General features: G+C 68.0%; 26 protein-coding genes. 21 read left to right on the top strand and 5 right to left on the bottom strand.

Annotation, left to right across the window (positions count from 1 at the left end; genetic code table 11):
* Window positions 1-666 (top strand): GlxA family transcriptional regulator (locus TVH25_RS14275; protein ID WP_422424547.1); only part of this gene is annotated, 666 nt, incomplete at its 5' end.
* A gap of 29 nt (window positions 667-695) precedes the next feature.
* Here the strand turns inward: TVH25_RS14275 and TVH25_RS14270 are convergent.
* Together TVH25_RS14270 and TVH25_RS14265 are read right to left on the bottom strand one after the other, a co-directional pair.
* A complete protein-coding gene (locus tag TVH25_RS14270; RefSeq protein ID WP_422424545.1) occupies window positions 696-1,019 on the bottom strand; it encodes a WhiB family transcriptional regulator in 324 nt (107 codons plus the stop codon).
* Between the two features lie 400 nt (window positions 1,020-1,419).
* Window positions 1,420-1,680, bottom strand: coding sequence for a tautomerase family protein (locus tag TVH25_RS14265; RefSeq protein WP_378527401.1), 261 nt, complete (start codon window positions 1,678-1,680; stop codon window positions 1,420-1,422).
* An 84-nt stretch (window positions 1,681-1,764) separates the two neighbouring features.
* On the opposite strand from TVH25_RS14265, the gene TVH25_RS14260 reads away from it, so the two are divergent.
* Complete coding sequence (locus tag TVH25_RS14260) at window positions 1,765-2,901, top strand: acyl-CoA dehydrogenase family protein (RefSeq protein ID WP_422424542.1); 1,137 nt, start codon at window positions 1,765-1,767, stop codon at window positions 2,899-2,901.
* A complete protein-coding gene (locus tag TVH25_RS14255; protein ID WP_422424541.1) occupies window positions 2,898-4,181 on the top strand; it encodes an acyl-CoA dehydrogenase family protein in 1,284 nt (427 codons plus the stop codon). The genes TVH25_RS14260 and TVH25_RS14255 overlap by 4 nt, the downstream gene beginning before the upstream one ends.
* Before the next feature lie 6 nt (window positions 4,182-4,187).
* Here the strand turns inward: TVH25_RS14255 and TVH25_RS14250 are convergent, their stop codons facing one another.
* The gene (locus TVH25_RS14250) at window positions 4,188-4,670 is read right to left on the bottom strand and encodes a MarR family winged helix-turn-helix transcriptional regulator (RefSeq protein WP_422424539.1); all 483 of its coding nucleotides are present in this window, start codon (window positions 4,668-4,670) and stop codon (window positions 4,188-4,190) included.
* Between the two features lie 142 nt (window positions 4,671-4,812).
* Here TVH25_RS14250 and TVH25_RS14245 point away from each other — a divergent pair, with 142 nt between their 5' ends.
* The 12 genes from TVH25_RS14245 to TVH25_RS14190 all read left to right on the top strand — a co-directional run bounded on the left by TVH25_RS14245 (window position 4,813) and on the right by TVH25_RS14190 (window position 16,262).
* The gene (locus tag TVH25_RS14245) at window positions 4,813-5,580 is read left to right on the top strand and encodes a dioxygenase (RefSeq protein WP_422424552.1); all 768 of its coding nucleotides are present in this window, start codon (window positions 4,813-4,815) and stop codon (window positions 5,578-5,580) included.
* An 88-nt stretch (window positions 5,581-5,668) separates the two neighbouring features.
* Window positions 5,669-7,252: an anthranilate synthase component I gene (locus TVH25_RS14240; RefSeq protein WP_169620065.1), complete on the top strand. Its 1,584-nt coding sequence runs from the start codon at window positions 5,669-5,671 to the stop codon at window positions 7,250-7,252.
* Window positions 7,249-7,950 carry a TIGR02234 family membrane protein gene (locus tag TVH25_RS14235; protein WP_169620064.1) on the top strand — a complete coding sequence of 234 codons (702 nt, stop codon included), beginning with the start codon at window positions 7,249-7,251 and terminating at the stop codon, window positions 7,948-7,950. Before TVH25_RS14240 ends, TVH25_RS14235 begins: the two co-directional genes overlap by 4 nt.
* Window positions 7,951-8,040: 90 nt before the next feature.
* Window positions 8,041-8,850 carry an indole-3-glycerol phosphate synthase TrpC gene (gene trpC / locus TVH25_RS14230; RefSeq protein ID WP_169620063.1) on the top strand — a complete coding sequence of 270 codons (810 nt, stop codon included), beginning with the start codon at window positions 8,041-8,043 and terminating at the stop codon, window positions 8,848-8,850.
* Window positions 8,851-8,961: 111 nt separating this feature from the next.
* Window positions 8,962-10,215 carry a tryptophan synthase subunit beta gene (gene trpB / locus TVH25_RS14225; RefSeq protein ID WP_169620370.1) on the top strand — a complete coding sequence of 418 codons (1,254 nt, stop codon included), beginning with the start codon at window positions 8,962-8,964 and terminating at the stop codon, window positions 10,213-10,215.
* The gene (gene trpA / locus TVH25_RS14220) at window positions 10,212-11,015 is read left to right on the top strand and encodes a tryptophan synthase subunit alpha (RefSeq protein WP_296550590.1); all 804 of its coding nucleotides are present in this window, start codon (window positions 10,212-10,214) and stop codon (window positions 11,013-11,015) included. The genes trpB and trpA overlap by 4 nt, the downstream gene beginning before the upstream one ends.
* Complete coding sequence (gene lgt, locus TVH25_RS14215) at window positions 11,012-12,049, top strand: prolipoprotein diacylglyceryl transferase (RefSeq protein ID WP_169652926.1); 1,038 nt, start codon at window positions 11,012-11,014, stop codon at window positions 12,047-12,049. Before trpA ends, lgt begins: the two co-directional genes overlap by 4 nt.
* Window positions 12,046-12,852, top strand: coding sequence for a TM2 domain-containing protein (locus TVH25_RS14210; RefSeq protein WP_296550592.1), 807 nt, complete (start codon window positions 12,046-12,048; stop codon window positions 12,850-12,852). The genes lgt and TVH25_RS14210 overlap by 4 nt, the downstream gene beginning before the upstream one ends.
* 157 nt (window positions 12,853-13,009) lie before the next feature.
* Window positions 13,010-13,657 (top strand): phosphodiesterase, encoded by a 648-nt coding sequence (locus tag TVH25_RS14205; protein ID WP_296550593.1) that lies wholly within the window; start codon window positions 13,010-13,012, stop codon window positions 13,655-13,657.
* Between the two features lie 59 nt (window positions 13,658-13,716).
* Window positions 13,717-13,887, top strand: coding sequence for a hypothetical protein (locus TVH25_RS14200; RefSeq protein WP_296550594.1), 171 nt, complete (start codon window positions 13,717-13,719; stop codon window positions 13,885-13,887).
* Between the two features lie 84 nt (window positions 13,888-13,971).
* Entirely contained in the window at window positions 13,972-15,393 is a 1,422-nt protein-coding gene (gene pyk / locus TVH25_RS14195) for a pyruvate kinase (protein WP_422424535.1), read from the top strand.
* A complete protein-coding gene (locus tag TVH25_RS14190) occupies window positions 15,390-16,262 on the top strand; it encodes an acyl-CoA thioesterase (RefSeq protein ID WP_169620059.1) in 873 nt (290 codons plus the stop codon). The genes pyk and TVH25_RS14190 overlap by 4 nt, the downstream gene beginning before the upstream one ends.
* Window positions 16,263-16,269: 7 nt before the next feature.
* On the opposite strand, the gene TVH25_RS14185 is transcribed toward TVH25_RS14190, so the two are convergent.
* Together TVH25_RS14185 and TVH25_RS14180 are read right to left on the bottom strand one after the other, a co-directional pair.
* Window positions 16,270-16,740 (bottom strand): MarR family winged helix-turn-helix transcriptional regulator, encoded by a 471-nt coding sequence (locus TVH25_RS14185; protein WP_422424532.1) that lies wholly within the window; start codon window positions 16,738-16,740, stop codon window positions 16,270-16,272.
* Entirely contained in the window at window positions 16,737-17,354 is a 618-nt protein-coding gene (locus tag TVH25_RS14180; protein ID WP_169620057.1) for a DJ-1/PfpI family protein, read from the bottom strand. The genes TVH25_RS14185 and TVH25_RS14180 overlap by 4 nt, the downstream gene beginning before the upstream one ends.
* 344 nt (window positions 17,355-17,698) lie before the next feature.
* Here TVH25_RS14180 and TVH25_RS14175 point away from each other — a divergent pair, with 344 nt between their 5' ends.
* The 6 genes from TVH25_RS14175 to TVH25_RS14150 all read left to right on the top strand — a co-directional run.
* Window positions 17,699-18,724, top strand: coding sequence for an isopenicillin N synthase family dioxygenase (locus TVH25_RS14175; protein ID WP_422424530.1), 1,026 nt, complete (start codon window positions 17,699-17,701; stop codon window positions 18,722-18,724).
* Between the two features lie 171 nt (window positions 18,725-18,895).
* Complete coding sequence (locus TVH25_RS14170) at window positions 18,896-19,732, top strand: MetQ/NlpA family ABC transporter substrate-binding protein (RefSeq protein WP_169620055.1); 837 nt, start codon at window positions 18,896-18,898, stop codon at window positions 19,730-19,732.
* Entirely contained in the window at window positions 19,732-20,751 is a 1,020-nt protein-coding gene (locus TVH25_RS14165) for a methionine ABC transporter ATP-binding protein (protein WP_422424550.1), read from the top strand. The genes TVH25_RS14170 and TVH25_RS14165 overlap by 1 nt, the downstream gene beginning before the upstream one ends.
* 13 nt (window positions 20,752-20,764) lie before the next feature.
* On the top strand, window positions 20,765-21,433 hold the full coding sequence (locus TVH25_RS14160; protein ID WP_169652918.1) for a methionine ABC transporter permease: 669 nt from the start codon (window positions 20,765-20,767) through the stop codon (window positions 21,431-21,433).
* A 233-nt stretch (window positions 21,434-21,666) separates the two neighbouring features.
* Window positions 21,667-21,951 carry a hypothetical protein gene (locus TVH25_RS14155; protein WP_422424528.1) on the top strand — a complete coding sequence of 95 codons (285 nt, stop codon included), beginning with the start codon at window positions 21,667-21,669 and terminating at the stop codon, window positions 21,949-21,951.
* 218 nt (window positions 21,952-22,169) lie between these two features.
* Window positions 22,170-22,311, top strand: a 142-nt coding sequence (locus tag TVH25_RS14150; RefSeq protein ID WP_422424549.1) for a manganese catalase family protein, incomplete at its 3' end; no start/stop codon positions are given.

Raw genomic sequence — 22,311 nt, 5'->3', positions numbered from 1 at the left:
GGCAGGGTGGGGTCGATGTGTACCGGTGCCACCGTCCTCGCGGAGACCGGGCTGCTGGACGGGCGCCGGGCTACGACGCACTGGTGGTATGCGGCGGAATTCGCCGCACGCTATCCGGCCGTGACGGTCGACGCGGCCCCAATTTTCGTTCGCGACGGTCCGATCGCGACCTCGGGCGGAGTGACGGCGTCGCTCGATCTGACCCTCGCGTTCATCGAGGAGGATCACGGCGCCGAATTGTCTCGTCGCGTCGCCTTGGGCCTGGTCACCTACCTGCAGCGACCGGGAAATCAGGCGCAGATGAGTATGTTCACCGCGGCGCGACGGCCCGATAACGCGCTGGTACGTGCTTCACTCGACTACATCGTCGCGCACCCCGACCACGACCTGACCGCGGCGGCGCTCGCCGGACATGCCGGGATCAGCGTTCGTCAGCTGACCCGGTTGTTCCAGCAGTACCTCGGCGAACCGCCTGCCGCCGCCGTGCGGCGTATCCGACTCGAGTTCGCCGCGGAACTGGTGACCACCACGGATATGCCGCGGGCCCAGGTCGCCCGTCGGTGTGGGTTCAGTTCCGGTGAGACTCTTCGGCAGGCTTTCGTCGCCCGCTTCGGCGTATCCCCGACGATGATGCGTCGCACGCACGCGCACACCGGGCCGGGGTGACGCGACGGCTCCGCGCTGCGACGGCCGAATCAGGCACACACCAAGTCTTTTCGCGGCCGGCCGAGGGGACGTCGTGCGGGACGTCCACGGGGGCGTTTGCGAGCGACGATCGCACCCTGGTTGATGATTTCGCCACCCCACACTCCCCACGGCTCTCGGCGGGCGAGCGCTGTCTCGAGGCAGCGCGCACGCACGGGACATCCGGTGCACAGGGATTTGGCCCGTTCCACGTCTGACGGGTCCTCGGCAAACCACAGGTCGGGGTCCTGACCGTGGCACGGCAGGGCGTCGGTGCCCGCGTGGATGACATTGTCGCCTCGACCTGAGGCGGTCGAAAAGTTTTCGCTCGGCATGAGGGCTCCTGGAGGTTCGATCGAAGAGCGAATGCGATGCGAACTCGGCCGGAAACGACAACGGGCCACGGTCCGCTGGGCGGTGTCCGTGGCCGAAATCGGCGGGTTTGCGGGGTGGAAATCCCGAAGAACCGTCCGCCACGGGGGAGGGGAATGCTGCGCGCCGGCGCCCTATGCGGGCGCATGTGCGGCGCGCGCATCGACGGGTGCGGCGGCCGCGTGAACATCGATGCGGCGGCCCACGCGTACGCTCCCACGACCCCATACCCACAATATTCGCACATGCGTTCGAATAAAAACAGACTCCGACTCGCAAGTGGCTGACCTGCACCGACAGGTGGTTGTCCCAAGCCGGGCAGTCTCTCGGTAGAGAAAAGGTAGGTGCGGAGCGCTGGGTGCGTCAGCTCAGCGGAACGCCGCCTACGCCCCAGTTCTCGCCGGGAACCTCGGTGATCGTCACCCACACCTTGTCCGGATTCTTTCCGGCTGCTTCGGCGTACGCCGAGGTCACCGCTGCGATTACTGCGCGCTTCTGCTCCGGCGTGAGACCCGGGGTCTGGCTGATCTGAATCAAAGGCACAGCGGCGACTCTGCCATACCCGGCACCCGGTCCGCCGGTGCCCGCCCGGCCCGGGCTGCTCGGCGTCCCGACGAATGTCACCCCGGACCTTTCGCATTGATAGAGAATAGTGTTCTCTGTATTGAGAGTTATATATACGTAAACTGAAAGTGGATAGGGGAGCGCATGTTGCTGGATCCGAGTCCGGATCAAGAGTTCTTCCGGGACACCACATCTCGGTTCCTCACCGACCGGGTGCCCGTGGCCGAGATCCGTCGCCTCCGCCACGACCCGGCGGGGTTCGGCGCGGAATACTGGCGACGCGGTGCCGAGCTCGGCTGGACCAGCCTGCTCGCGGGGGACGCCACAGGTGGTGGGTCGATCGGTGACCACGGCCTCGTCGATCTGACCTTGGTCGCATACGAGTTCGGTACGCATGCGGCTCCGGGCCCGCTGGTCCCCACCAACGTCGTCGCCGACCTCCTGAGCCGGCACGCCGAGGCGCACGGCGATGTTCTGACTTCACTCGTGGAAGGAACTGCCACCGCTGCATGGTGTTTCGAGGAGCCTCGTGCGGGCGACACAGTAGCCTCCGACGGCGTCGAGATCACTGTGGACGGCGACGAGGTCGTCGTGCGCGGAACGAAGCGTCCCGTCGAGGCGGCGGTCTCGGCCGACTTCCTGCTCGTGACCGGACGTACCGGTGACGGCCTCTCACACGTACTCGTGCCGCGTGAGGCCCCCGGTGTGCGGATCGTTCCCCTGAAGTCCATCGACATCACCCGCCGCTACGCCGCCGTCGAGTTCACCGAGGTACGCCTACCCGCCACCGCGCTCGTCGGTGCCGCGGGCGGCGCCGCAGCCGACACCGAACGTGCGCTGCGCGTCGGCGCCGTGCTGGGCTGCGCAGAATCCGTCGGCGCGCTTCAGGCCGCCTTCGACCTCACGGTGGCATGGGCGTTCGACAGGTACTCGTTCGGTCGCCCGCTGGCCTCCTACCAAGAACTCAAGCACCGGTTCGCCGACATGAAGATGTGGCTCGAGGCCAGCCACGGCATCAGCGACAGCGCCGCATACGCCGTGGCGACGCAGGCAGCGGACGCGCCCGAACTCGTCTCGGCCGCAAAGGCGTACATCGGTCACTACGGCGGAGAACTGTTCCAGGACTGCATGCAGATCCACGGCGGTATCGGCATCACGTTCGAGCACGACCTGCATCTGTTCGCGCGCCGCGGCGCCGCCAACCGGTCGAATTACGGCACGCCCGCCGAGCATCGCGCCCGCATCGCCGACATCGTCGAATACCAGGAGGCCAACCGATGACCGTCGAGAGTTCGGCGACCGACCGGGACGTGGAATCGCTCGACGATTTCCGTGCCCGCGCCCGCACATGGATCAGCGCCAATCTGCAACGGTCCGACTTCGCGTCCCACATCGGGGTGCTGCGCGAGGAAAGCTCCGACGAGGAAGAACTCGCCGCGGTCCAACGGGAACGCGACCTTCAGCGCGCACTCTTCGACGCCGGGCTCGCAGGAATCTGCGTGCCCCGCGAATACGGCGGGCAGGGGCTCACGCGGCCGTACCAGCAGATACTCAACGAGGAACTCCGCGGTTACGAATACCCGTCGCGGCTACAGGTGCCCACCTTCGTGCCGTGCACCGCGGTCCTGCTCGAGTTCGGTACCGAAGAGCAGAAGCGACGGCACATCCCCGCCATCCTCAAGGGCGAGGAACTGTGGATGCAGATGCTGTCCGAACCGAGCGGGGGATCCGATGTCGCGGGCGCGGTGACCACTGCGGTGCGCGACGGCGAGGACTGGATTCTCAACGGGTCGAAGATCTGGACCACCGGGGCATGGTGGTCGGACTGGGCGCTGTGCCTGGTGCGCACCAACTGGGATGTGCCCAAGAACCGCGGCCTGACCGTGTTCATGCTGCCGCTCAAGCAACCGTCCATCGAGGTGCACCGCATCGAAATGCTCAGTGGGTCCAGCGAATTCTGTCAGGAGTTCCTGACGGATGTACGTGTGCCCGACAGTGATCGCATCGGCGAGGTCGACGACGGCTGGACCGTGGGAACACGGTGGATGTTCCACGAGCGGATGTATCAGAACTCGCCGTACACCACGATTCCGGCGGGTTCGGTGCGCGGCGGATCCCGTATCTCGGAATTGTTCGCGGTAGCCCGCGACGCGGGTCGGCTCGACGACCCGGTCGCACGCGATCTTCTCGGCGAGGCCCGCGCGCTCGAACTGGCCAAACAGGCACTGAACAAGCGCGTCGGGCAGGGGATGGCGGCGAGGACGATTTCGGACCAGTCCGCGAGTATCTCCCGGTTGATGTCCGGCGTGGTCGAATCCCGCCTGGTCACCATCGGATACGAGTTCACGGGTGCGGACGGCGCCGCGTGGGACGAGGACGACGGCGCGGTTGCCGAGCGCGGAGTCGACTATTTGCTGCGCCAGGTGTGGTGCATCGCCGGCGGCACCACCGAGATGGCGCGCAACGCGATCAGCGAGCGGGTGCTCGGCATGCCGCGCGAGCGTAGCCACGATCCCAATCTCGCATTCCGCGACGTGCCGAAGGGCCGTGCTGCGGGATAGACGAGATCAGGCCTTGCCGGTGCCGGAGGCGATCCCCTTGTCGATCTGCTCGACGAGCACCGTGCCGAGGCGGGTGAGTTCACGCACCTGAGAGTCGTCGAGTCCGTCGAACACCAAGCGCTGGACAGTGTCCACGTGCGCGGGGGCGGACTCGACGACTTTCGCGTGCCCGGCGTCGGTGAGCACCGCGTAGGACCCGCGGGCCCCGGTGACCGGTTCGCGGCGCAGCCACCCGCGCTTGCCGAGGCGGGTCACGACGTGGGACAGGCGCGAGAGCGACGCGTTGGCCTCGGTGGCGAGCGTGCTCAGCTGCAACCGGTGCCCGGGAGCCTCCGACAGCACAGCGAGCACGAAGTACTCGAAGTGCGTCATGTCCGAGTCGCGCTGCATCTGGGTGTCGAGGGCCGCGGGTAGCCGGGTGATCACCGAGACCAGCACGCGCCACGCCGCCTGCTGGTCCGCATCGAGCCACCTCGGGTCGCTGTTCATTGCCGGTGTCCTCGTTTCCGTAGTCCTGTGTCCAGCCTGTCAAAGCCGTGGTGGGTGTATCCGGCGGGGGAGCCGGTTCGGCAAACCGGCCCGCACGCGCTACGATACTTGAAGCTTCAACTTAAGGAGTTTCATGAGCGAGATGCCTGCCCTCTACCTCAGCCACGGGGCACCGCCCCTGGTCGACAGCGACCTGTGGGTGAAGCAGCTCCAGACCTGGGCCGCGGGTCTGCCGCGCCCGACGGCGATCCTCGTGGTCTCGGCGCACTGGGAATCCGCACCCCTCACGATCGGGTCGACCACCACGGGGACACCACTCGTCTACGATTTCGGTGGCTTCCCACGCCGCTTCTACGAGGTCACCTACGCCTCGCCGGGAGCACCGGACCTCGCGCGCCGGGTCGCGATGCTGATGCCCGACGGGGAGCCCGTCGTACAACAGCCGCACCGGGGCCTCGACCACGGCGCCTACGTGCCGCTGACCGTGATGTATCCCGACGCGGACGTCCCGGTCCTGCAAATATCGCTGCCGAGCCTGGACCCGCAGCGCCTGCTGCTCCTCGGTGAGCGGTTGCGGCCGCTGCGTGACGAAGGAGTGCTCATCGTCGGCTCCGGTTTCACCACCCACGGACTCCCGTTCCTGCGCGACCCGCGGCCCGAAGCCCCGGCGCCGGGGTGGTCCGCGGAGTTCGACCAGTGGACGGGCGAACAACTGGCGCGCGGGGATGTCGACGCACTGCTCGATTTCCGCAACCGCGCACCCGGCATGCCGTACGCGCATCCGACCACCGAGCACTTCGCTCCGCTGTTCGTCACCCTCGGCGCATCCCGCGACCCGGCGCAGCCGCCCGAACAGGTCATCGACGGATTCTGGATGGGACTGGCGAAGCGGTCGATCCAGGTCGCCTGAGACACATGGCCGTTCCGGAGGCGGCGCACGTCCGGTTGCGGACGACCGCGCCTGCGCCGCCCCGGATGATCCCTGGGATGATGTCTTCATGTCCGGCGAGCCCACCACCATTCCCGCAGCCACCACCGATTCCCCCGCAGGTGGCTGGTCCGATTCGACCACGACGCGAGAGCAGTTCCGGCAACTGGCGCGCGAGCATCGCGTGGTCCCCGTGACCCGCAAGGTGCTCGCCGACGCGGAGACACCGCTCTCGGCGTACCGCAAGCTCGCCGACGACCGTCCCGGCACGTTCCTGCTCGAGTCCGCCGAGAACGGCCGGTCGTGGTCCCGGTGGTCGTTCATCGGCGCGGGCAGCCCCGCGGCGCTGACCGTGGTCGACGGCGAAGCCGCGTGGTACGGGCACGTCCCCGCCGGCACACCCACCGGGGGCAACCCGCTCGACGTGCTCAGGGACACCCTCGAACTGCTCCACACCGACCGCATCCACGGTTTGCCGCCCCTGACGAGCGGCATGGTCGGGTATCTCGGCTACGACACCGTGCGCTATCTCGAAAAGCTGCCGAACCTCTCCGAGAACGACCTCGAGATTCCCGAACTCGTGATGATGCTCGCGACCGATCTCGCCGCCGTGGACCACCACGAAGGCACCATCTGGCTCATCGCGAACGCGGTGAACTGGGACGGGACCGATCAGCGCGCGGACGAGGCCTACGACGACGCGGTCGCACGCCTCGACCGGATGACGGCCGCGCTCGCCGCACCGGCACCGGCCACCGTCGCGACGTTCTCGCGCCCCGAACCGGCATACCGTCGTCAGCGCACCACCGAGTCGTTCGGCACCGACGTCCGCAAGCTCATCGGCGACATCGAAGCCGGCGAAGCGTTCCAGGTCGTGCTCTCGCAACGTTTCGAAATCGACTGCGACGCTGCGCCCATCGACGTCTACCGCATGCTCCGCGCGTCGAACCCGAGCCCGTACATGTTCCTCCTGCACATTCCGGGACCGGACGGCGACACGGCGTTCTCCATCGTCGGCTCGAGTCCGGAGGCGCTGGTGACCGTCGCGGACGGCACGGCCACCACACATCCGATCGCCGGGACGCGGTGGCGAGGCGCCGACGAGGAAGAGGACACCCTGCTCGAGAAGGATCTCCTGCACGACGAGAAGGAAAACGCCGAGCACCTCATGCTCGTCGACCTCGGGCGCAACGATCTCGGCCGGGTGTGCGCGCCGGGCACCGTGAAGGTGCACGACTACCGGCACATCGAGCGGTACAGCCACGTGATGCATCTCGTGTCCACCGTCACCGGGCGGCTGGCCGAGGGCAAGCGAGCGCTCGACGCCGTCACCGCGTGCTTCCCGGCGGGAACCCTCTCGGGCGCTCCCAAGGTACGGGCGATGGAATTGATCGAAGAACTCGAACCCACCCGCCGCGGCATCTACGGCGGCATCGTGGGCTACCTCGACTTCACCGGTGACGCAGATACCGCCATCGCGATCAGATCGGCGCTCATTAAGGACAAGGTCGCGTACGTGCAGGCCGGCGCGGGCATCGTCGCCGACTCGGTACCCGACGCGGAGGACACCGAAGCCCGCAACAAGGCGATGTCCGCGCTCGCAGCGGTCGCTGCGGCCGCGACCGTCACCAACTACAGCGGGGATGCGCGGTGACCGCCCCGGACCCGCAGACCGGCGACCATGCCCGCCCGCGCACAGGCGTGAGCAGGCGCCCCACGGTCGTGGCGGCGGGGCTTCTCGCCCTCGGCGCGGCCGCACTGTGGGGTTCGAGCCGGATGACCTGGGTGCGGGCCGAATCGTCGGACGGGCTCGGTGCCGATCGTGTCACCGACCTCGAAGGTGCGAGATGGGCCGCAGCCACCACACCCCTCGCGCTGGCCTTGCTCGCCGCCATCGCCGCGGCGTTCGCGGTCCGGGGACGGGCCCTGCGCGTCGTCGCGGTCGCGGTCGCGGCAGTTGCGGTGGCGGCTGCTGTTCCCGCGGTGCAGCTGCTTGCCGGCGGCGGAGATCCGGAGACGGCGGCCAGGATCGCCGAACTTCCGGGCCGTGCCACGGTCACCGCGGTGACCGTGTCGCCGTTGCCGGCGGTCCTGGCACTGCTGGGCGCGGTCCTGGCGCTCGGCGCCGCGTTCGCACTGTGGCGGACCCCGCGCGAGCAAGCGGGGTTGTCGTCGAAGTACGACAGCCCCGCAGTACGCCGTGACGCGGCGGTGCGACGGGCCGACACCGACGAACCGATGACCGAACGGACGCTGTGGGACGCAATGGATGCGGGGGAGGATCCGACCGTCGACCACGGTGACGAGGGGCACGACGAGGAGGGCCCGTCGGATTCGGGTACCCGGCGATGAGCGCCGTGGGCACGCGCACTAGGCTCTGAGGAAATCCGATGAGCTTAATCACATCGGGATTGACAAGGGTGGGAAAGGACTCGAGCCACGATGACAGTTCTCGACTCGATTCTCGAAGGTGTGCGAGCCGACGTCGCCGCCCGTGAGGCAGTTGTCGACTTCGCTTCCGTCAAGGCCGCCGGTGCTGCCGCGCCCGCGCCGATCGACGCGAAGGCCGCTCTCCGCGAGCCGGGCATCGCAGTGATCGCCGAAGTCAAGCGCGCCAGCCCGTCCAAGGGTGCGCTCGCCGACATCGCCGATCCCGCCGAGCTGGCCAAGGCCTACGAAGCAGGCGGTGCACGCGCGATCAGTGTGCTCACCGAGGAGCGGCGCTTCCACGGCAGCCTCGCCGACCTCGATGCCGTGCGGCGCGCGGTGCGTATCCCGGTGCTCCGCAAGGACTTCGTCGTGGGTCCGTACCAGATCCACGAGGCGCGTGCTCACGGTGCAGACATCGTGCTGCTCATCGTGGCGGCCCTCGAGCAGACCGTGCTGACGGCGTTGATCGACCGCACGGAATCGCTCGGGATGACCGCCCTGGTGGAAGCCCACACCGAGGAAGAAGCCTCCCGCGCGCTCGAGGCCGGCGCGACCGTGATCGGAATCAACGCCCGCAACCTCAAGACTCTCGAGGTCGACAAGAACACCTTCGGCCGCATCGCGCCCGGACTGCCCAGCCACGTCATCAAGATCGCCGAATCGGGTGTGCGGGGACCGGCCGACCTGCTCGCCTACGCCGGAGCAGGAGCCGATGCGGTGCTGGTCGGCGAGGGTCTGGTGACCAGTGGCGACCCGCGTCAGGCCGTCGCCGAACTGGTGACCGTGGGCACACATCCGTCGTGCCCCAAGCCTGCACGCTGAACCGTCGCCGGGGCCGGACCCGGGCACGATCCGCGTCGCCACGTGGGGCAGACTGAAGACGTGACTGCAGACGATTCCGCACTTTTCGCCAAGGGACACGGCCTTCCCTCGATGAGTGACGCCGTATCCACCCCCACCGCCCACGAGCCGGACGTTCGTGGCCACTACGGGGTGTTCGGTGGACGCTACGTCCCCGAGGCGCTCATGGCGGTCATCGAAGAGGTCACCGCCGCGTACGAGAAGGAACGGACCGACCCCGGATTTCTCGCCGAACTCGACCGGCTGCAGCGTGACTACACCGGCCGGCCGTCCCCGGTGTTCGAAGCGACCAGACTGAGCGAGCACGCGGGCGGGGCCCGCATCCTCCTCAAGCGGGAAGATCTGAACCACACCGGTTCCCACAAGATCAACAATGTGCTGGGGCAGGTCCTGCTCGCCAAGCGCATGGGAAAGACCCGCGTCATCGCCGAGACCGGTGCGGGGCAGCACGGTGTCGCCACGGCCACCGCCTGCGCTCTGCTCGGGCTCGAGTGCCGCGTCTACATGGGCGAGGTCGACACCGAGCGCCAAGCCCTCAACGTCGCGCGGATGCGCCTGCTGGGATCCGAGGTCGTCGCCGCCAAGACCGGGTCGCGCACCCTCAAGGACGCGATCAACGAAGCGATGCGCGACTGGGTGACCAACGCCGACAACACGTACTACTGCTTCGGCACCGCCGCCGGACCGCACCCGTTCCCCGCCATGGTGCGCGACTTCCAGCGCATCATCGGACTCGAATCGCGTGTGCAGGTGCGGGCGATGACCGGTCGCCTGCCCGACGCGGTCGTCGCGTGCGTCGGCGGCGGGTCGAATGCCATCGGCATCTTCCATCCGTTCATCGACGATCCGTCGGTCAAGCTGATCGGCTGCGAAGCCGGCGGCGACGGCGTCGACACCGGCCGGCACGCCGCGACCATCGGCGGTGGCACCCACGGCGCACTGCACGGCGCCTACTCGTACCTGCTGCAGGACGAAGACGGACAGACCATCGAATCGCATTCCATTTCGGCAGGTCTGGATTATCCGGGTGTCGGCCCCGAGCATTCGTGGCTCGCCGACATCGGTCGCGCGGAGTACCGGGCGATCACCGACAGCGAGGCGATGGACGCGTTCGGCCTGCTGTGCCGGACCGAAGGCATCATTCCCGCGATCGAATCTGCGCACGCCGTGGCCGGAGCCCTGAAACTCGGACCCGAGCTGGGGGAGGGCGCGATCATCCTCGTGAGCCTGTCCGGCCGGGGCGACAAGGACGTCGACACCGCAGCCAAGTGGTTCGGCTACCTCCCGGACAACGCCAGCGACAGCACCCAAGGAGCCGCGCAGTGAGCGCCCCGCACGAACGCCTCACCCAGATATTCGACACCTGCCGGGCGGAGAACCGCGCCGCGCTCATCGGATATCTCCCCGTCGGCTATCCGACCGTCGAACGCTCGCTCGAAGCCATGACCACCCTGGTCGAGGGCGGGTGCGATCTCATCGAGGTCGGCATCCCGTACAGCGACCCGGTGATGGACGGCACCACCATCCAGGAAGCGGCCTTCGAGGCGATCGCCAACGGCGTCAAGGTGCGCGACGTGTTCCGGGCGATCGAAGCGGTGAACGCCGCCGGCGGCGCAGCGGTCGTCATGACGTACTGGAACCTCGTGATGCGCTACGGCGTCGACAACTTCGCCCGTGACCTCGCCGCTGCCGGCGGACTAGGGATGATCACCCCCGACCTCATTCCCGACGAGGCCGAAGAGTGGATCGCCGCCGCGGAGAAGTACGGCCTGGGCCGGACGTTCCTCGTCGCCCCGTCGTCCACCAACGAGCGCCTCGCCAAGACGCTCGACCAGTGTGTGGGCTTCGTCTACGCGACGTCGACGATGGGTGTCACCGGCGCCCGCGACAAGGTCGACAACCGTGCACCCGAGATCGTCGCCCGGGTGCGCACCCACAGCGACATCCCGGTCGGCGTCGGACTCGGCGTCCGCAACGGCGCGCAGGCCGCCGAGATCGCCGGGTACGCGGACGGCGTGATCGTCGGCTCGGCGCTGGTGACGGCGGCGGCCCAGGGCCGCGACGCGCTGCTCGCCCTGACGCAGGATCTCGCGAGGGGCGTGCGCTCGGCTACCGTGGCCTCGTGACATCGACTGCGTCTGTTCTGGCTTATCTGCCGAGCCCCTCACAGGGCGTCTGGTACGTCGGGCCCCTGGCCCTGCGCGCCTACGCCCTCTGCATCATCGTCGGCATCGTCGTCGCCATCTGGTGGGGCGATCGTCGCTGGGTCGCCCGTGGCGGCAAGCCCGGCACGGTTCTCGACATCGCCGTGTGGGCCGTGCCGTTCGGTCTCATCGGCGGCCGTCTCTACCACGTCCTCACCGACTGGCAGAAATACTTCGGGGAGGGCGCGAACCCTGCGGATGCCCTCAAGATCTGGGAAGGCGGCCTCGGAATCTGGGGGGCCGTCGCGCTCGGCGCCGTCGGAGCCTGGATCGGCTGCCGCCGCCGCGGCATCCCGTTGCCCGCATTCGGCGACGCGCTGGCACCCGCCATTCTGCTTGCCCAGGCCATCGGGCGACTCGGCAACTGGTTCAACCAGGAACTCTACGGGCGGGAAACGACCGTCGCGTGGGGCCTCGAGATCTACCAGCGCAGCGACGACGCCGGTCGCGTATCGCCGGCATTGATCGACGGCGTCTCCACCGGCGAAGTGGCCTTCGTCGTCCACCCGACCTTCCTGTACGAGTTGCTGTGGAACGTCGCCGTGGTGATTCTGCTGGTGCTGATCGACCGCCGATTCGCCATCGGGCACGGACGCCTGTTCGCGCTGTACGTCGCGGGCTATTGCGCCGGACGGTTCTGGATCGAGCTGATGCGTGCCGATGCGGCAACCGAGATCGCCGGAATCCGCATCAACACCTTCACCTCGGGCATCGTGTTCGTGCTGGCGGTCGCCTACGTGATCTTCGCGCGTAAGGGCCGCGAAGATCCGGCCACGCTCGGCGGCACGCCTGCCGACCCACAGGTCGCGCCCGGCGACAAGGACTCCGCGGCCGAGACGGCCGAGGGCGAATCGACTGCCCCCGAGACGCCCCGCGCAGCGGACGACGACGGGACCGAAGTCGCAGCTAAACTAGATGGTTCACGGCCAGGCAAGAGCAAGGGAGACAACTCGTGACCGCACCGGACCCGGGCGCGTCCGACTCGCGCGACGCCGAACCTGCCAAGCCGGACCTGCGCAAACACTCCGATACCGGGACACCGGGCGGAGACACCGCGCACCACGACGAGCCGACCCGGGATTTCGGCCGGACCTTCGACTACGACGCGACCGCGCAGGCCTCGCTCTCCGAGCAGCAGCCCCCGGCGGAGTCCTTCGGCGGTCACACCGGAACCCCCGGCCCCGGCTGGGACACCTACTCCGGGATCGGCAACGGTCCCGGCTGGGGCACCACGCCGAGTTACCCTCCGCCGGCGGCGCATCAGTCCGACTATCCGCCCCCGAGCGGCTATCCCTACCCCGGTCCGAACCAGGGACAAAAATCCGCGTCGCCGGGGCCCGTTTACGGCACTCCCGACCCGGGCTATCCGACTTCCGCCCCCGGCTTTCCCGTGCAGGACGGCCCGCAGTCGGGATACGGCACGCCGCCTGCCTACGGACCTCCTCCGGCCTACGGCAGCCCCCAGGGCTACGGCGCGCCCCAGGGATACGGCACCGATCCTTCCGCCCCGTTCGGACGCGACCCCTATACCGGCGAGGCGTACTCGGACAAGTCGAAGGTCACGGCCGGCGTACTCGAAATCCTGCTCGGCGCCTTCGGTGCAGGACGCTTCTACCTCGGCCAGCCCGGCACGGCGGTGGCGCAGATCGCCGTCACATGGTTGACCTGCGGTATCGGGGGGATCTGGCCGCTCATCGACGGCATCTTGATGCTCACCGGCAAGGTGCGCGACGAGCACGGGCGGCCGCTCCGCCCGTAGCGGCCGGCACCGACCGGTGACGGGTTCACCCGTGCGGCGAACCTCCGGCCCGGACCGGACGGCCAGGATTGAACCCGACCGCACCGGGTATACGCGGTCCGTGTCGCCCCTCGATCTTTCCAGCCGCACCCGACCCGCAGGACCCCTGCGTTCGGCCGTGTCCGGAGTGTTCCGGGCCGCCTCGGCGCTGCGGGGTGCGCGAGCGTTCCACCCCGAAGGCGCGTTGTTCCGCGGCCACCTGGACGTACGGGTGGACGGCGGGCCCGTGCCTCCGGGGCGCTATGCCGTCACCGGCCGGCTTTCCCGGGGCATCGGGCTGCCCGCCGGCGTTCCCGACATTCTCGGTCTCGCGCTGCGGGTCTCCCTGGAATCGGGTCCCTGGGATCTGCTGCTCGCGACCTCGTATCTCCCGGCGCGGGCGGTACTGCTCCCGGTGCGCGGCTGGGGGAGCGCGCGCTACAGCAGCCTCGCCGCGTACCGCAGATACGGGGACGACCGGGTGCGATGGGTCCTCGCGACGCCCGTGGGACGGCAGCCGAACACCACATCGGCGGACGATCTCCGGCCCGAGGTGGCACCGCTCGTCTTCTCGCTCGGCTGGGCGCCGGCGCGGGGCGCGGCACTCCCGTTCGGGAATGTCACCCTCACCTCGCGACTCGCGGTGGACGATTCCGAGATGACCTCGTTCGACCCGGTGGTGCACTGTCCCCCTACGTTGCGGATGTGGCCCGACTTCGTCGCAGAGATTCGCCGGGACGCGTATCGCGGCAGCCGCGCGGGACGGGCAGCCTCCCTCGATGCGTGAGGTTCTCGACGCGTGAGACCGACGGTGTCCATGTATCCGGTAGATGAGGAGACGACGTGATGGCAGAGAAGAAGAACCGTTCGGACGGCCCCGGCAAGACGACCGACGAGAGCGCGTCGCACGCCCGCGAACCCAAGGGCGGCCGGCCCGGACCCGCCGACGAAGGCGGGACCGGCGGGATGGCGACCAGGGAGAACGCACCCGAAATAGCAGAGGACCAGAAGGACTGACACACCGGGCTGCCGCTCCGGGTGCGCGCGTGCGGGTTACGGACTCCGATGGTGGGCGCGCACCATGGGGGCTAGGCTCGAGGCGTGACCCGACGTACCAAGATCGTATGCACAATGGGCCCGGCTACCTCGGACCCCGACGTCCTCCGGGAACTCGTCGACGCCGGCATGGATGTGGCGCGGCTGAACTTCAGCCACGGAGATCACGCCGATCACGAGCTCCAGTACAACCACGTTCGTGCCGCCGCCGAGTCGTCCGGCAAGGCGGTCGGCGTGCTCGCCGACCTCCAGGGACCCAAGATTCGTCTGGGCCGATTCGCCGACGGCCCCACCGTCTGGAACAACGGTGAACTCGTCCGCATCACCGTCGACGACGTCGAAGGCACCCACGACCGCGTCTCGACCACGTACAAGGAACTCGCGCAGGACGCGGTCGCCGGCGCCCGGCGGCGGGGCGCCGCCGGCCAGGTCGGCCGCGGGGGGGGATCCGGCGGAGGGCACGCCGGGGTCTGCCGCGTGACCGAGGGCGGCCCGGTCAGCAACAACAAGGGCGTCTCCCTGCCCGGGATGAACGTCTCCGTTCCGGCGCTGTCCGAAAAGGACATCGCCGACCTCGAATTCGCGCTGCAGCTCGGTGTCGACTTCATCGCTCTGTCGTTCGTGCGTTCCCCGGCCGACATCGAACTCGTGCACGAGATCATGGATCGTGTCGGCCGGCGTGTCCCGGTCATCGCCAAGCTCGAGAAGCCCGAAGCGATCGAGAACCTCGAAGCGGTCGTGCTGGCATTCGACGCGGTGATGGTCGCTCGCGGCGACCTCGGTGTGGAACTGCCGCTCGAAGAGGTCCCGCTGGTGCAGAAGCGCGCGATCCAGATCGCCCGGGAGAACGCCAAGCCCGTGATCGTCGCGACGCAGATGCTCGAGTCGATGATCGAGAATTCCCGCCCGACCCGCGCGGAGGCATCCGACGTCGCGAACGCCGTACTCGACGGCGCCGACGCCGTCATGCTGTCCGGCGAGACCTCGGTGGGCAAGTTCCCGATCGAGACCGTCAAGACGATGGCGCGCATCATCGCGGCCGTCGAATCGGATTCGACCGACGTTCCCGCGCTGACCCACGTGCCCCGCACGAAACGCGGCGTGATCTCGTATGCGGCCCGCGACATCGGCGAGCGGCTCGATGCGAGCGCACTCGTCGCGTTCACGCAATCGGGCGACACGGTGCGCCGACTCGCGCGGCTGCACACAAGGCTCCCGCTGCTCGCCTTCACGCCCGCGCCGAGTATTCGCAATCAGCTGGCACTGACGTGGGGCACCGAAACGTTCTCCGTGCCGCCGGTGGACACCACCGACCAGATGGTCGAGCAGGTCGACGCGGCGCTGCTCTCGCTCGGGCGTTACCAGCGTGGCGATCTCGTGGTGATCGTCGCAGGTGCCCCTCCGGGACGGACGGGTTCGACCAACCTGATCCACGTACACCGGCTGGGGGAGAAGGACACCCGGTGACGGGTGTCGACACGTCGGATCTCCACGTCCTCCTCGGACTGTTCGATCTCGAGCAGACCGGGGAGGACGTGTTCCGCGGCGAACATCCCCCGCAGGTCGGTGCCCGGACGTTCGGAGGGCAGCTCGTCGCGCAGGCGCTCGTCGCGGCGGGACGCACGGTCGGAGACCGGCCGGTACACGCGATCAACGCGCACTTCATCCGGGGTGGAAACGTCAAGGCGCCCATCGAGTACCGGGTCGCGCGGCACCGTGACGGTCGTGACTTCGCGAACCGGATGGTGACCGCCTACCAGGACGGGCAGGAACTGTTCGTCATGCTCGCGGCGTTCCAGCGCTGGGGGAAGGGACTCGAGCATTCCGTCGGGGTTCCGGAAGTTCCTCTGCCGGAAACACTTCCATCCATCGGGGAGCGGTTGCAGGGGTTCGAGGCACAGTTGCCGTACTTCGCGGGGGCACTCAAGCCCATCGACATGCGGTACGCGAACGACCCCGCATGGGTGCTGCGGGGCACCGGCGAGAAGCTCAACCACAACCGTGTCTGGATGCGTCCCGACGGTGAGATGCCCGGCGATGCGCTGCTGCACGCGGCGACTCTGGCCTACAGTTCCGACACCACGGTCCTCGACTCGATTCTGACCACGCACGGATTGTCGTGGGGTCTCGACCGGATCGTCGCGGCCACCGTCAATCATTCGATCTGGTTCCACCGCCCGCTCCGATTCGACGACTGGCATCTCTACGCCACCGAGTCGCCGGTCGCGGCCGGGTCGCGCGGGATGGCGACGGGCCGGTACTTCGACCTCGACGGGCAACTCGTCGCGACGGTTGTGCAGGAAGGTCTGGTGCGGCACTTCCCGTCCCGTCGCTGAGCGACGCTCACGCGCGGTCGCCGGAATCGCCGGTCATCCGCTCGAGCGCCGCCGACAACCGTCGCAGCGCCGACACGGCCTCCTCGAAGTCGTCGCAGCCCATCTCGTCGCACAGACGGCGCGCGGCCGTCGCGTGCGCGGGGTCGATCTGTGCGACCGCCTCGAGACCCGCCGGCGTCGCGGCGACCAGCTTCGCGCGGCGATGCGCCGGGTTCGGCCGGTATTCCGCGAGCCCCTGCTCGACGAGCAGATCCGCGATGCGCTGCACGCTCTGGCGGGTGATGCCCATCTCGCGTGCGATCCCCGCAACCGGCAGCGGCGTGGTGAGAACGGCGCCGAGTACCTGCCAGCGCGAGGCGGTCAGGCCTGCGGGTGCGGCGAGGGTGTCCGCGAGGTCCAGGAACTGGCCGTTGAGGCGGAACGATGTCAACGCGGCGGCGCTGAGCAGTTTCGGAATCGAGGTTTCGGTCGTGCTCATCCCTCGTGTGCCGTCAGTTCGTAGTATCCCGACGGGTCGTGCTCGCCGTAGAGCTTGTACCAGGCGGTGAGCACCTCGGGTGTGTACAGATCGAGACGCTCGAAGATGGCGCGGGCGAACTCGACCGGCGCTATCCCGCTCGCGGTGAGGAGGTCCCGGTCGGTGACGGCCAGGTCGTCGCGATAGAGGTGCGCGCCGCCGTATCCGACGCTCTCCAAGAATTCCCTCGCATTGCTGGTGTGGGCGTGGTCGTCGAGCAGCCCCGCCCGCGCGAGTCCGCCAGTCGCTCCGCACATCGCGGCGACCGGGACGCCCGCGTCGAGGAACTCTCTCGCTTTGTCGGTGAACGGAGTGAAGGCCTCGGTGGGCCAGATGTTGTTGCCGGCGAGCACGAGCATTGCGGAGGAGGGCGGATCCACCTCGTCGAGTGTGACATCCGGCACGATGCGGAGTCCACCCATGGTGGTGACCGGGTCGCGTCCGGTCGAGACGGTGCGGACGCTGTAGCGCCCCGGCTGACGTTGGAAGTCGGGATCTGCGATGCCCGACATCGCGTATCCGATCTCCCAGTCGGCGAGCGTGTCGTACACGGCGAAGTACACGATGCCATCCATGACAGTATGCTGTCAGCATGACAGTATGCTGTCAAGGTGTGCCGCCGATGGACGATTTGCCCGACCGCCGCGTCGACGATTAGCCTCGTATCGACCACTCGGTGGTTTTGCTGTCGTCTAGGGTCGAGCCCGACCCATCGGAGGGGACATGTTCGGCATGAATCGAGCACAGGACATGCACACACGTGCGGGCGTCGCCGCCCCGTCGTGTTGTCGCGCCTGCCGCTGATACCCCCGACCGGGGCATAGGTCCCCCTCGGGAGCCGTGCCCGAAATCCGTCCCCCGAACCGTGCGCCGTTGGCCTCGTCACCCGAGCCCGCGACGGTTCGAAAGGATCCTCCGCATGTCCGATTCGACGGCACTTCCCGTCATCGATCTCGCCGACTTCGATGCACCTGAAACACGCGATGCTGCGCTCGACCGTCTTCGCACCGTCACGCACGAGATCGGCTTCTTCCACCTCGCCGGCCACGGAATCGATCCCGCGGCGGCCGATCGCCTGATTGCTGCCTCCCGCGAGTTCTTCGCGCTTCCCGACGCCGCCAAACTCGAGGTCGAGAACAGCCACTCACCACACTTCCGCGGTTACACCCGGGTCGGCGGTGAGCGCACCCAGGGCCACGTCGACTGGCGCGAACAACTCGACATCGGGCCGGAACGCGACGCCGTCGCCGAGTTCGATCCGGCGCGTCCCTGGGAGGTGCTCCACGGACCGAACCTGTGGCCCGCGCAGGTTCCGCAGTTGCGCCCGGCAGCAGTGGAGTGGATGGACCGACTCCAGGTGGTCGGTCTCCGCTTGCTGCGCGCCTGGGCCGAATCCCTGGGGGCCCCCGCAGATTTCTTCGACGAGGCCTTCGCCCACCCGGACCCGTTGCTCAAGATCGTGCGCTATCCCGGCCACGATCGATCGGTGACCGACCAGGGAGTGGGCAGCCACAAGGATGTCGGCGCGCTGACCCTTCTGTACCCCGAGCCCGGGAGCACCGGCTTTCAGGTGCAGCGCGACGGCGCATGGTTCGAGGTCGATCCGCTCCCGGGGCACCTCCTCGTCAACATCGGCGAACTGCTCGAGGTGGCCACCGGCGGATATCTCACGGCGACCGTCCACCGCGTCGAACCGCCGTCAACAGGAACGGATCGGGTGTCCCTGCCGTTCTTCCTCAATCCCGCACTCGACAAAGCGCTGCCCACCCTCCCGCTGCCGGATCATCTGGCGGCCGCGGCGCGGGGCGTGGGACACGACGCGCACGGCGGAGCGCTGCACGCGGTGTACGGACTGAACGCGCTCAAATCCCGGTTGCGTGCTCATCCCAATGTCACCGAGCGGTACCACGCGGAGTTGCTCCGCTCGTTCGAACTCGGCCGATGACCGCGTCGTCGCCTGCCGCCCCCGCACCGCCGGATTCGTCCGGCCCGACCACACGTCCGCCGTAGCCTGAGAGCCGACCCGTCCGGACTGCGTGATCCCGCGTCGTCCGGGGCGCTCCCACAGTTCCACCCTGCCGAGCACCGGCAGTTCCACAACGGAAGGTAGTACCCGATGTTCCTGCGTCGTACCGTCGTCGCGACCACCGCTTTCACCCTCGCCCTCGGCCTGGCAGCCTGCTCGTCGTCCGGAGGAGACGAGAACACCCTGCGGATCTCGGCCTCGTCCACGCCGCACGTAGAGATCCTCGATCACCTCGTGAGCACCGGTGCGCTCGGCGACTACCAGCTCGACATCCTCGACATCACCGGTGAGGTCGACCCCAACGAGTTGCTCGAAGCCGGTGACGTGGACGCGAACTTCTTCCAGCACGAGCCGTACCTGATCGACTGGCAGAAGCAGAACGGTGTCGACGATCTCGTCGCTGTTGCCGACGTGCACCTCGAGCCGCTGAGCCTGTACTCCAACAAGATCGGGTCGCTCGACGAGTTGAAGGACGGCGACACCATCGCGGTGCCGCGTGACACCACCAACTACGCCCGCGCGCTGTACCTGCTCGAATCGGCCGGGCTGATCGAGATGGACGTGCCGTTCGACCAGGCAGATCTGTCGGTGGTCACCGAATCGAACATCACCGCGAATCCGAAGAACCTGAAGTTCCTGGCGATCGAGCGGCCCCAGCTCGCGCGTCAGCTCGACGACGCGCAGGTCACCGCCGCCGTCATCAACTCCAACTACGCCCTCGAGGCCGGACTCACCCCGGCCGAGGACGGCATCGTCACCGAGCAGGTCGACGGCAACCCCTTCTCCAACCTGCTCGTCGTGCGCGCCGAGAACGAGAACGACCCCGCGGTGGTCGCACTCGCGGACGCTCTCGAGTCGCCGGAAACCGCTGCGTGGATCGAGGAGACCTACTCGGGTTCCGTCGTTCCGGTCCAGCCCACGAACTGATGATCGTCGTCGACAACCTCGTCAAGACCTTCCCCGGCGCCGGGGGCGCCGGGGAGGTCGCGGCGTTGCGAGGGGTTTCTCTCGACATCCCGGACGGAGAGATCTTCGGCATCGTGGGTCCGTCCGGATCGGGTAAATCCACTCTTCTCCGGTGCCTGAACCTCCTCGAAAAGCCCACGTCGGGTCGCATCCTTCTCGGCGGGGACGACCTGTCGACTCTCTCCGGGGCCGAACTGCGCTCCGCCCGGCGCCGGATCGGCACCGTCTTCCAGCAGTTCAACCTGCTGCACTCGCGCACCGTCCTCCGCAACATCGAGTTGCCACTCGAACTCGCCGGCTTGGGCAAGGACGAGCGGCGCGCCCGCGCGGCGTCGCTGATCGACCTCGTCGGCCTGTCCGGCAAGGAGAAGAGCTACCCGTCCCAGTTGTCGGGCGGCCAGCAGCAACGCGTCGGCATTGCGCGCGCGCTCGCCGCAGAACCCGAGGTGCTGCTGTGCGACGAAGCGACCAGCGCCCTCGACCCCGACACCACCGACCAGGTTCTCGACCTCGTCGCCGAGGTGAACCGCACCCTGGGCGTGACGGTTGTGGTGATCACCCACGAACTCGGGGTGCTACGCAGAATCTGCACGTCGGCGGCGCGACTCGAAGCCGGCCGGATCGTGGAGACCGGGCGCATCACCGACCTCGTCGCCTCACCCGACTCTGCGCTCGGTGCCGCGATGCTGCCGGTCGGTGACGACCCCTCTCTGGGGTCGAGCGCCGACACCGCAGTGGTCACGGCGATCGGAGACGCGGCGCACGGGCCGTGGCTGTCCCAGATGATCCGGGCTGCGGACGCCGATATCGCCGTCGTCGGCGGGCGCGTCGAGCAGGTGGGCGACGTGACCGTCGGCCGGATGCGTTTGCGATTCACGACGGACACCGACCACGCCCGGGTCGAACGATTCGTGGACCAGCACCCGCACCTGACCCTGTCGTGGGGCGCGGGGACCGAACTGGAGGGACTCACCGAATGAGGTCACATCCGCGATGAACAAGCTCACGTGGTACGACTCCTTGCCCGAAGTGTGGGAGGCGACCCTCGAAACGCTGTACATGGTCACGGTGTCGTTCGTGCTCACGGTGATCGGGGGAGTGCTGGTGGGCATCGTCCTGCAGGTCACCTCCCCGTCGGGCCTCCTGCCGCGGCGGACGCTCAACACGGTGCTCGGTGTGATCGTGAACCTGTTCCGGTCGTTGCCGTTCCTGATCCTGCTCATCGCGCTGATCGGAGTCACCCGGGCGATCGTCGGTACAGCGATCGGCCCGACGGCGGCGATCGTCCCGCTCACCATCGGGGCCATCCCGTTCTTCGCGCGGATTGTCGAATCCGCGCTGCGGGAGGTGCCGCGCGGCCGGGTCGAAGCAGCCCAGGCGATGGGAGCGTCGACCGGGCAGATCGTGCGGAAGGTTCTCCTGCCCGAAGCCGTCTCGCCTCTCGTGGCCGGCGCGACGCTCACCCTGGTCCTTCTCGTCGGGTACTCCGCCATGGCCGGTGTCATCGGCGGTGGCGGACTCGGCGACTTCGCGATCGTGTACGGCTACCAGCGGTTCAACACGCCGGTGCTTCTGGTTGCCGTGGTCGTGCTGATCGTGATGGTGCAGATCATGCAATCGGTCGGCGACGGCATCATCCGGGCCTACGCGCACCGGCGGTGATCGTCGACAGATACAGGCCGGTGACGAGCCACTAATCGATTGCGAGACGTATGTCACAGTTGATAGTATTTCCGTTACCAAACCCGCTCTCTTCGAGCGGAAGGGAAGCAGAACGCCGAATCCGTTGACAGCGGAGGTGCACACCGTCGTACCGAGAAGGGCATCGGTCGGCAGGGGTGCGGACGTGGGGGCGTCCGGCAACTGTTCTCCAGGGAGGGAACGGAGAGATCGTGATGGCTGCACACCGTCGAAAGGCATCCGAGAACGCGCTGTCGTCGCAGCGGAGGATGCTCGCCATACTTGTTCTTTCCGGCATGCTCACCATCGGCTTCGTCGCTGCCGCACTCACCGGTTCGTACTCGGTGGGGCTGATCTCGTCGCTGCTCATCGGAGCGTGCATCATCGTGGCGCACCTGATGATCGCGCCCGGCGCGATCATCGGACGGGGGACTGTCCATGGTCCCGCTCGGCACGAAATCGCACCTCCGCCACGAGTATTCGAGATCCGTCACGGCTGATGAGTGCCTCCGTATCCGGAGCGCGTCCGCAACACGCGGGGCGCTCCGGATCGTTCTGCACGGTGACGGTCACGACCGGTGTGGCACGGGCGCCGCCGGGGACGGGCACCGGACGAACCGAAAGGGACAGATCCGCTCCAGGAGTTTGGGCGCGTTGTGCGGTGGTACGACACCGCTACTGCACGCACTGTGCGCCGACCTCCTGAAAGGTGAAACCCTTGTTCCGTCACACAGATCACCTCCAGTTCGACGTCAAACCCGAGAAGCCCGACCCCGTCTACGCCCGCAAACTCCAAGAACTCATCGGCGGCGCATACGGCGAAATGACCGTCACCATGCAGTACCTGTTCCAGGGATGGA

Source organism: Rhodococcus sp. 7Tela_A2, assembly GCF_049311045.1.
GTDB lineage: Bacteria > Actinomycetota > Actinomycetes > Mycobacteriales > Mycobacteriaceae > Rhodococcus.
The sequence above is the reverse complement of the archived record's forward strand: the minus strand, read 5'-3'. Positions and strand labels throughout refer to the sequence as shown.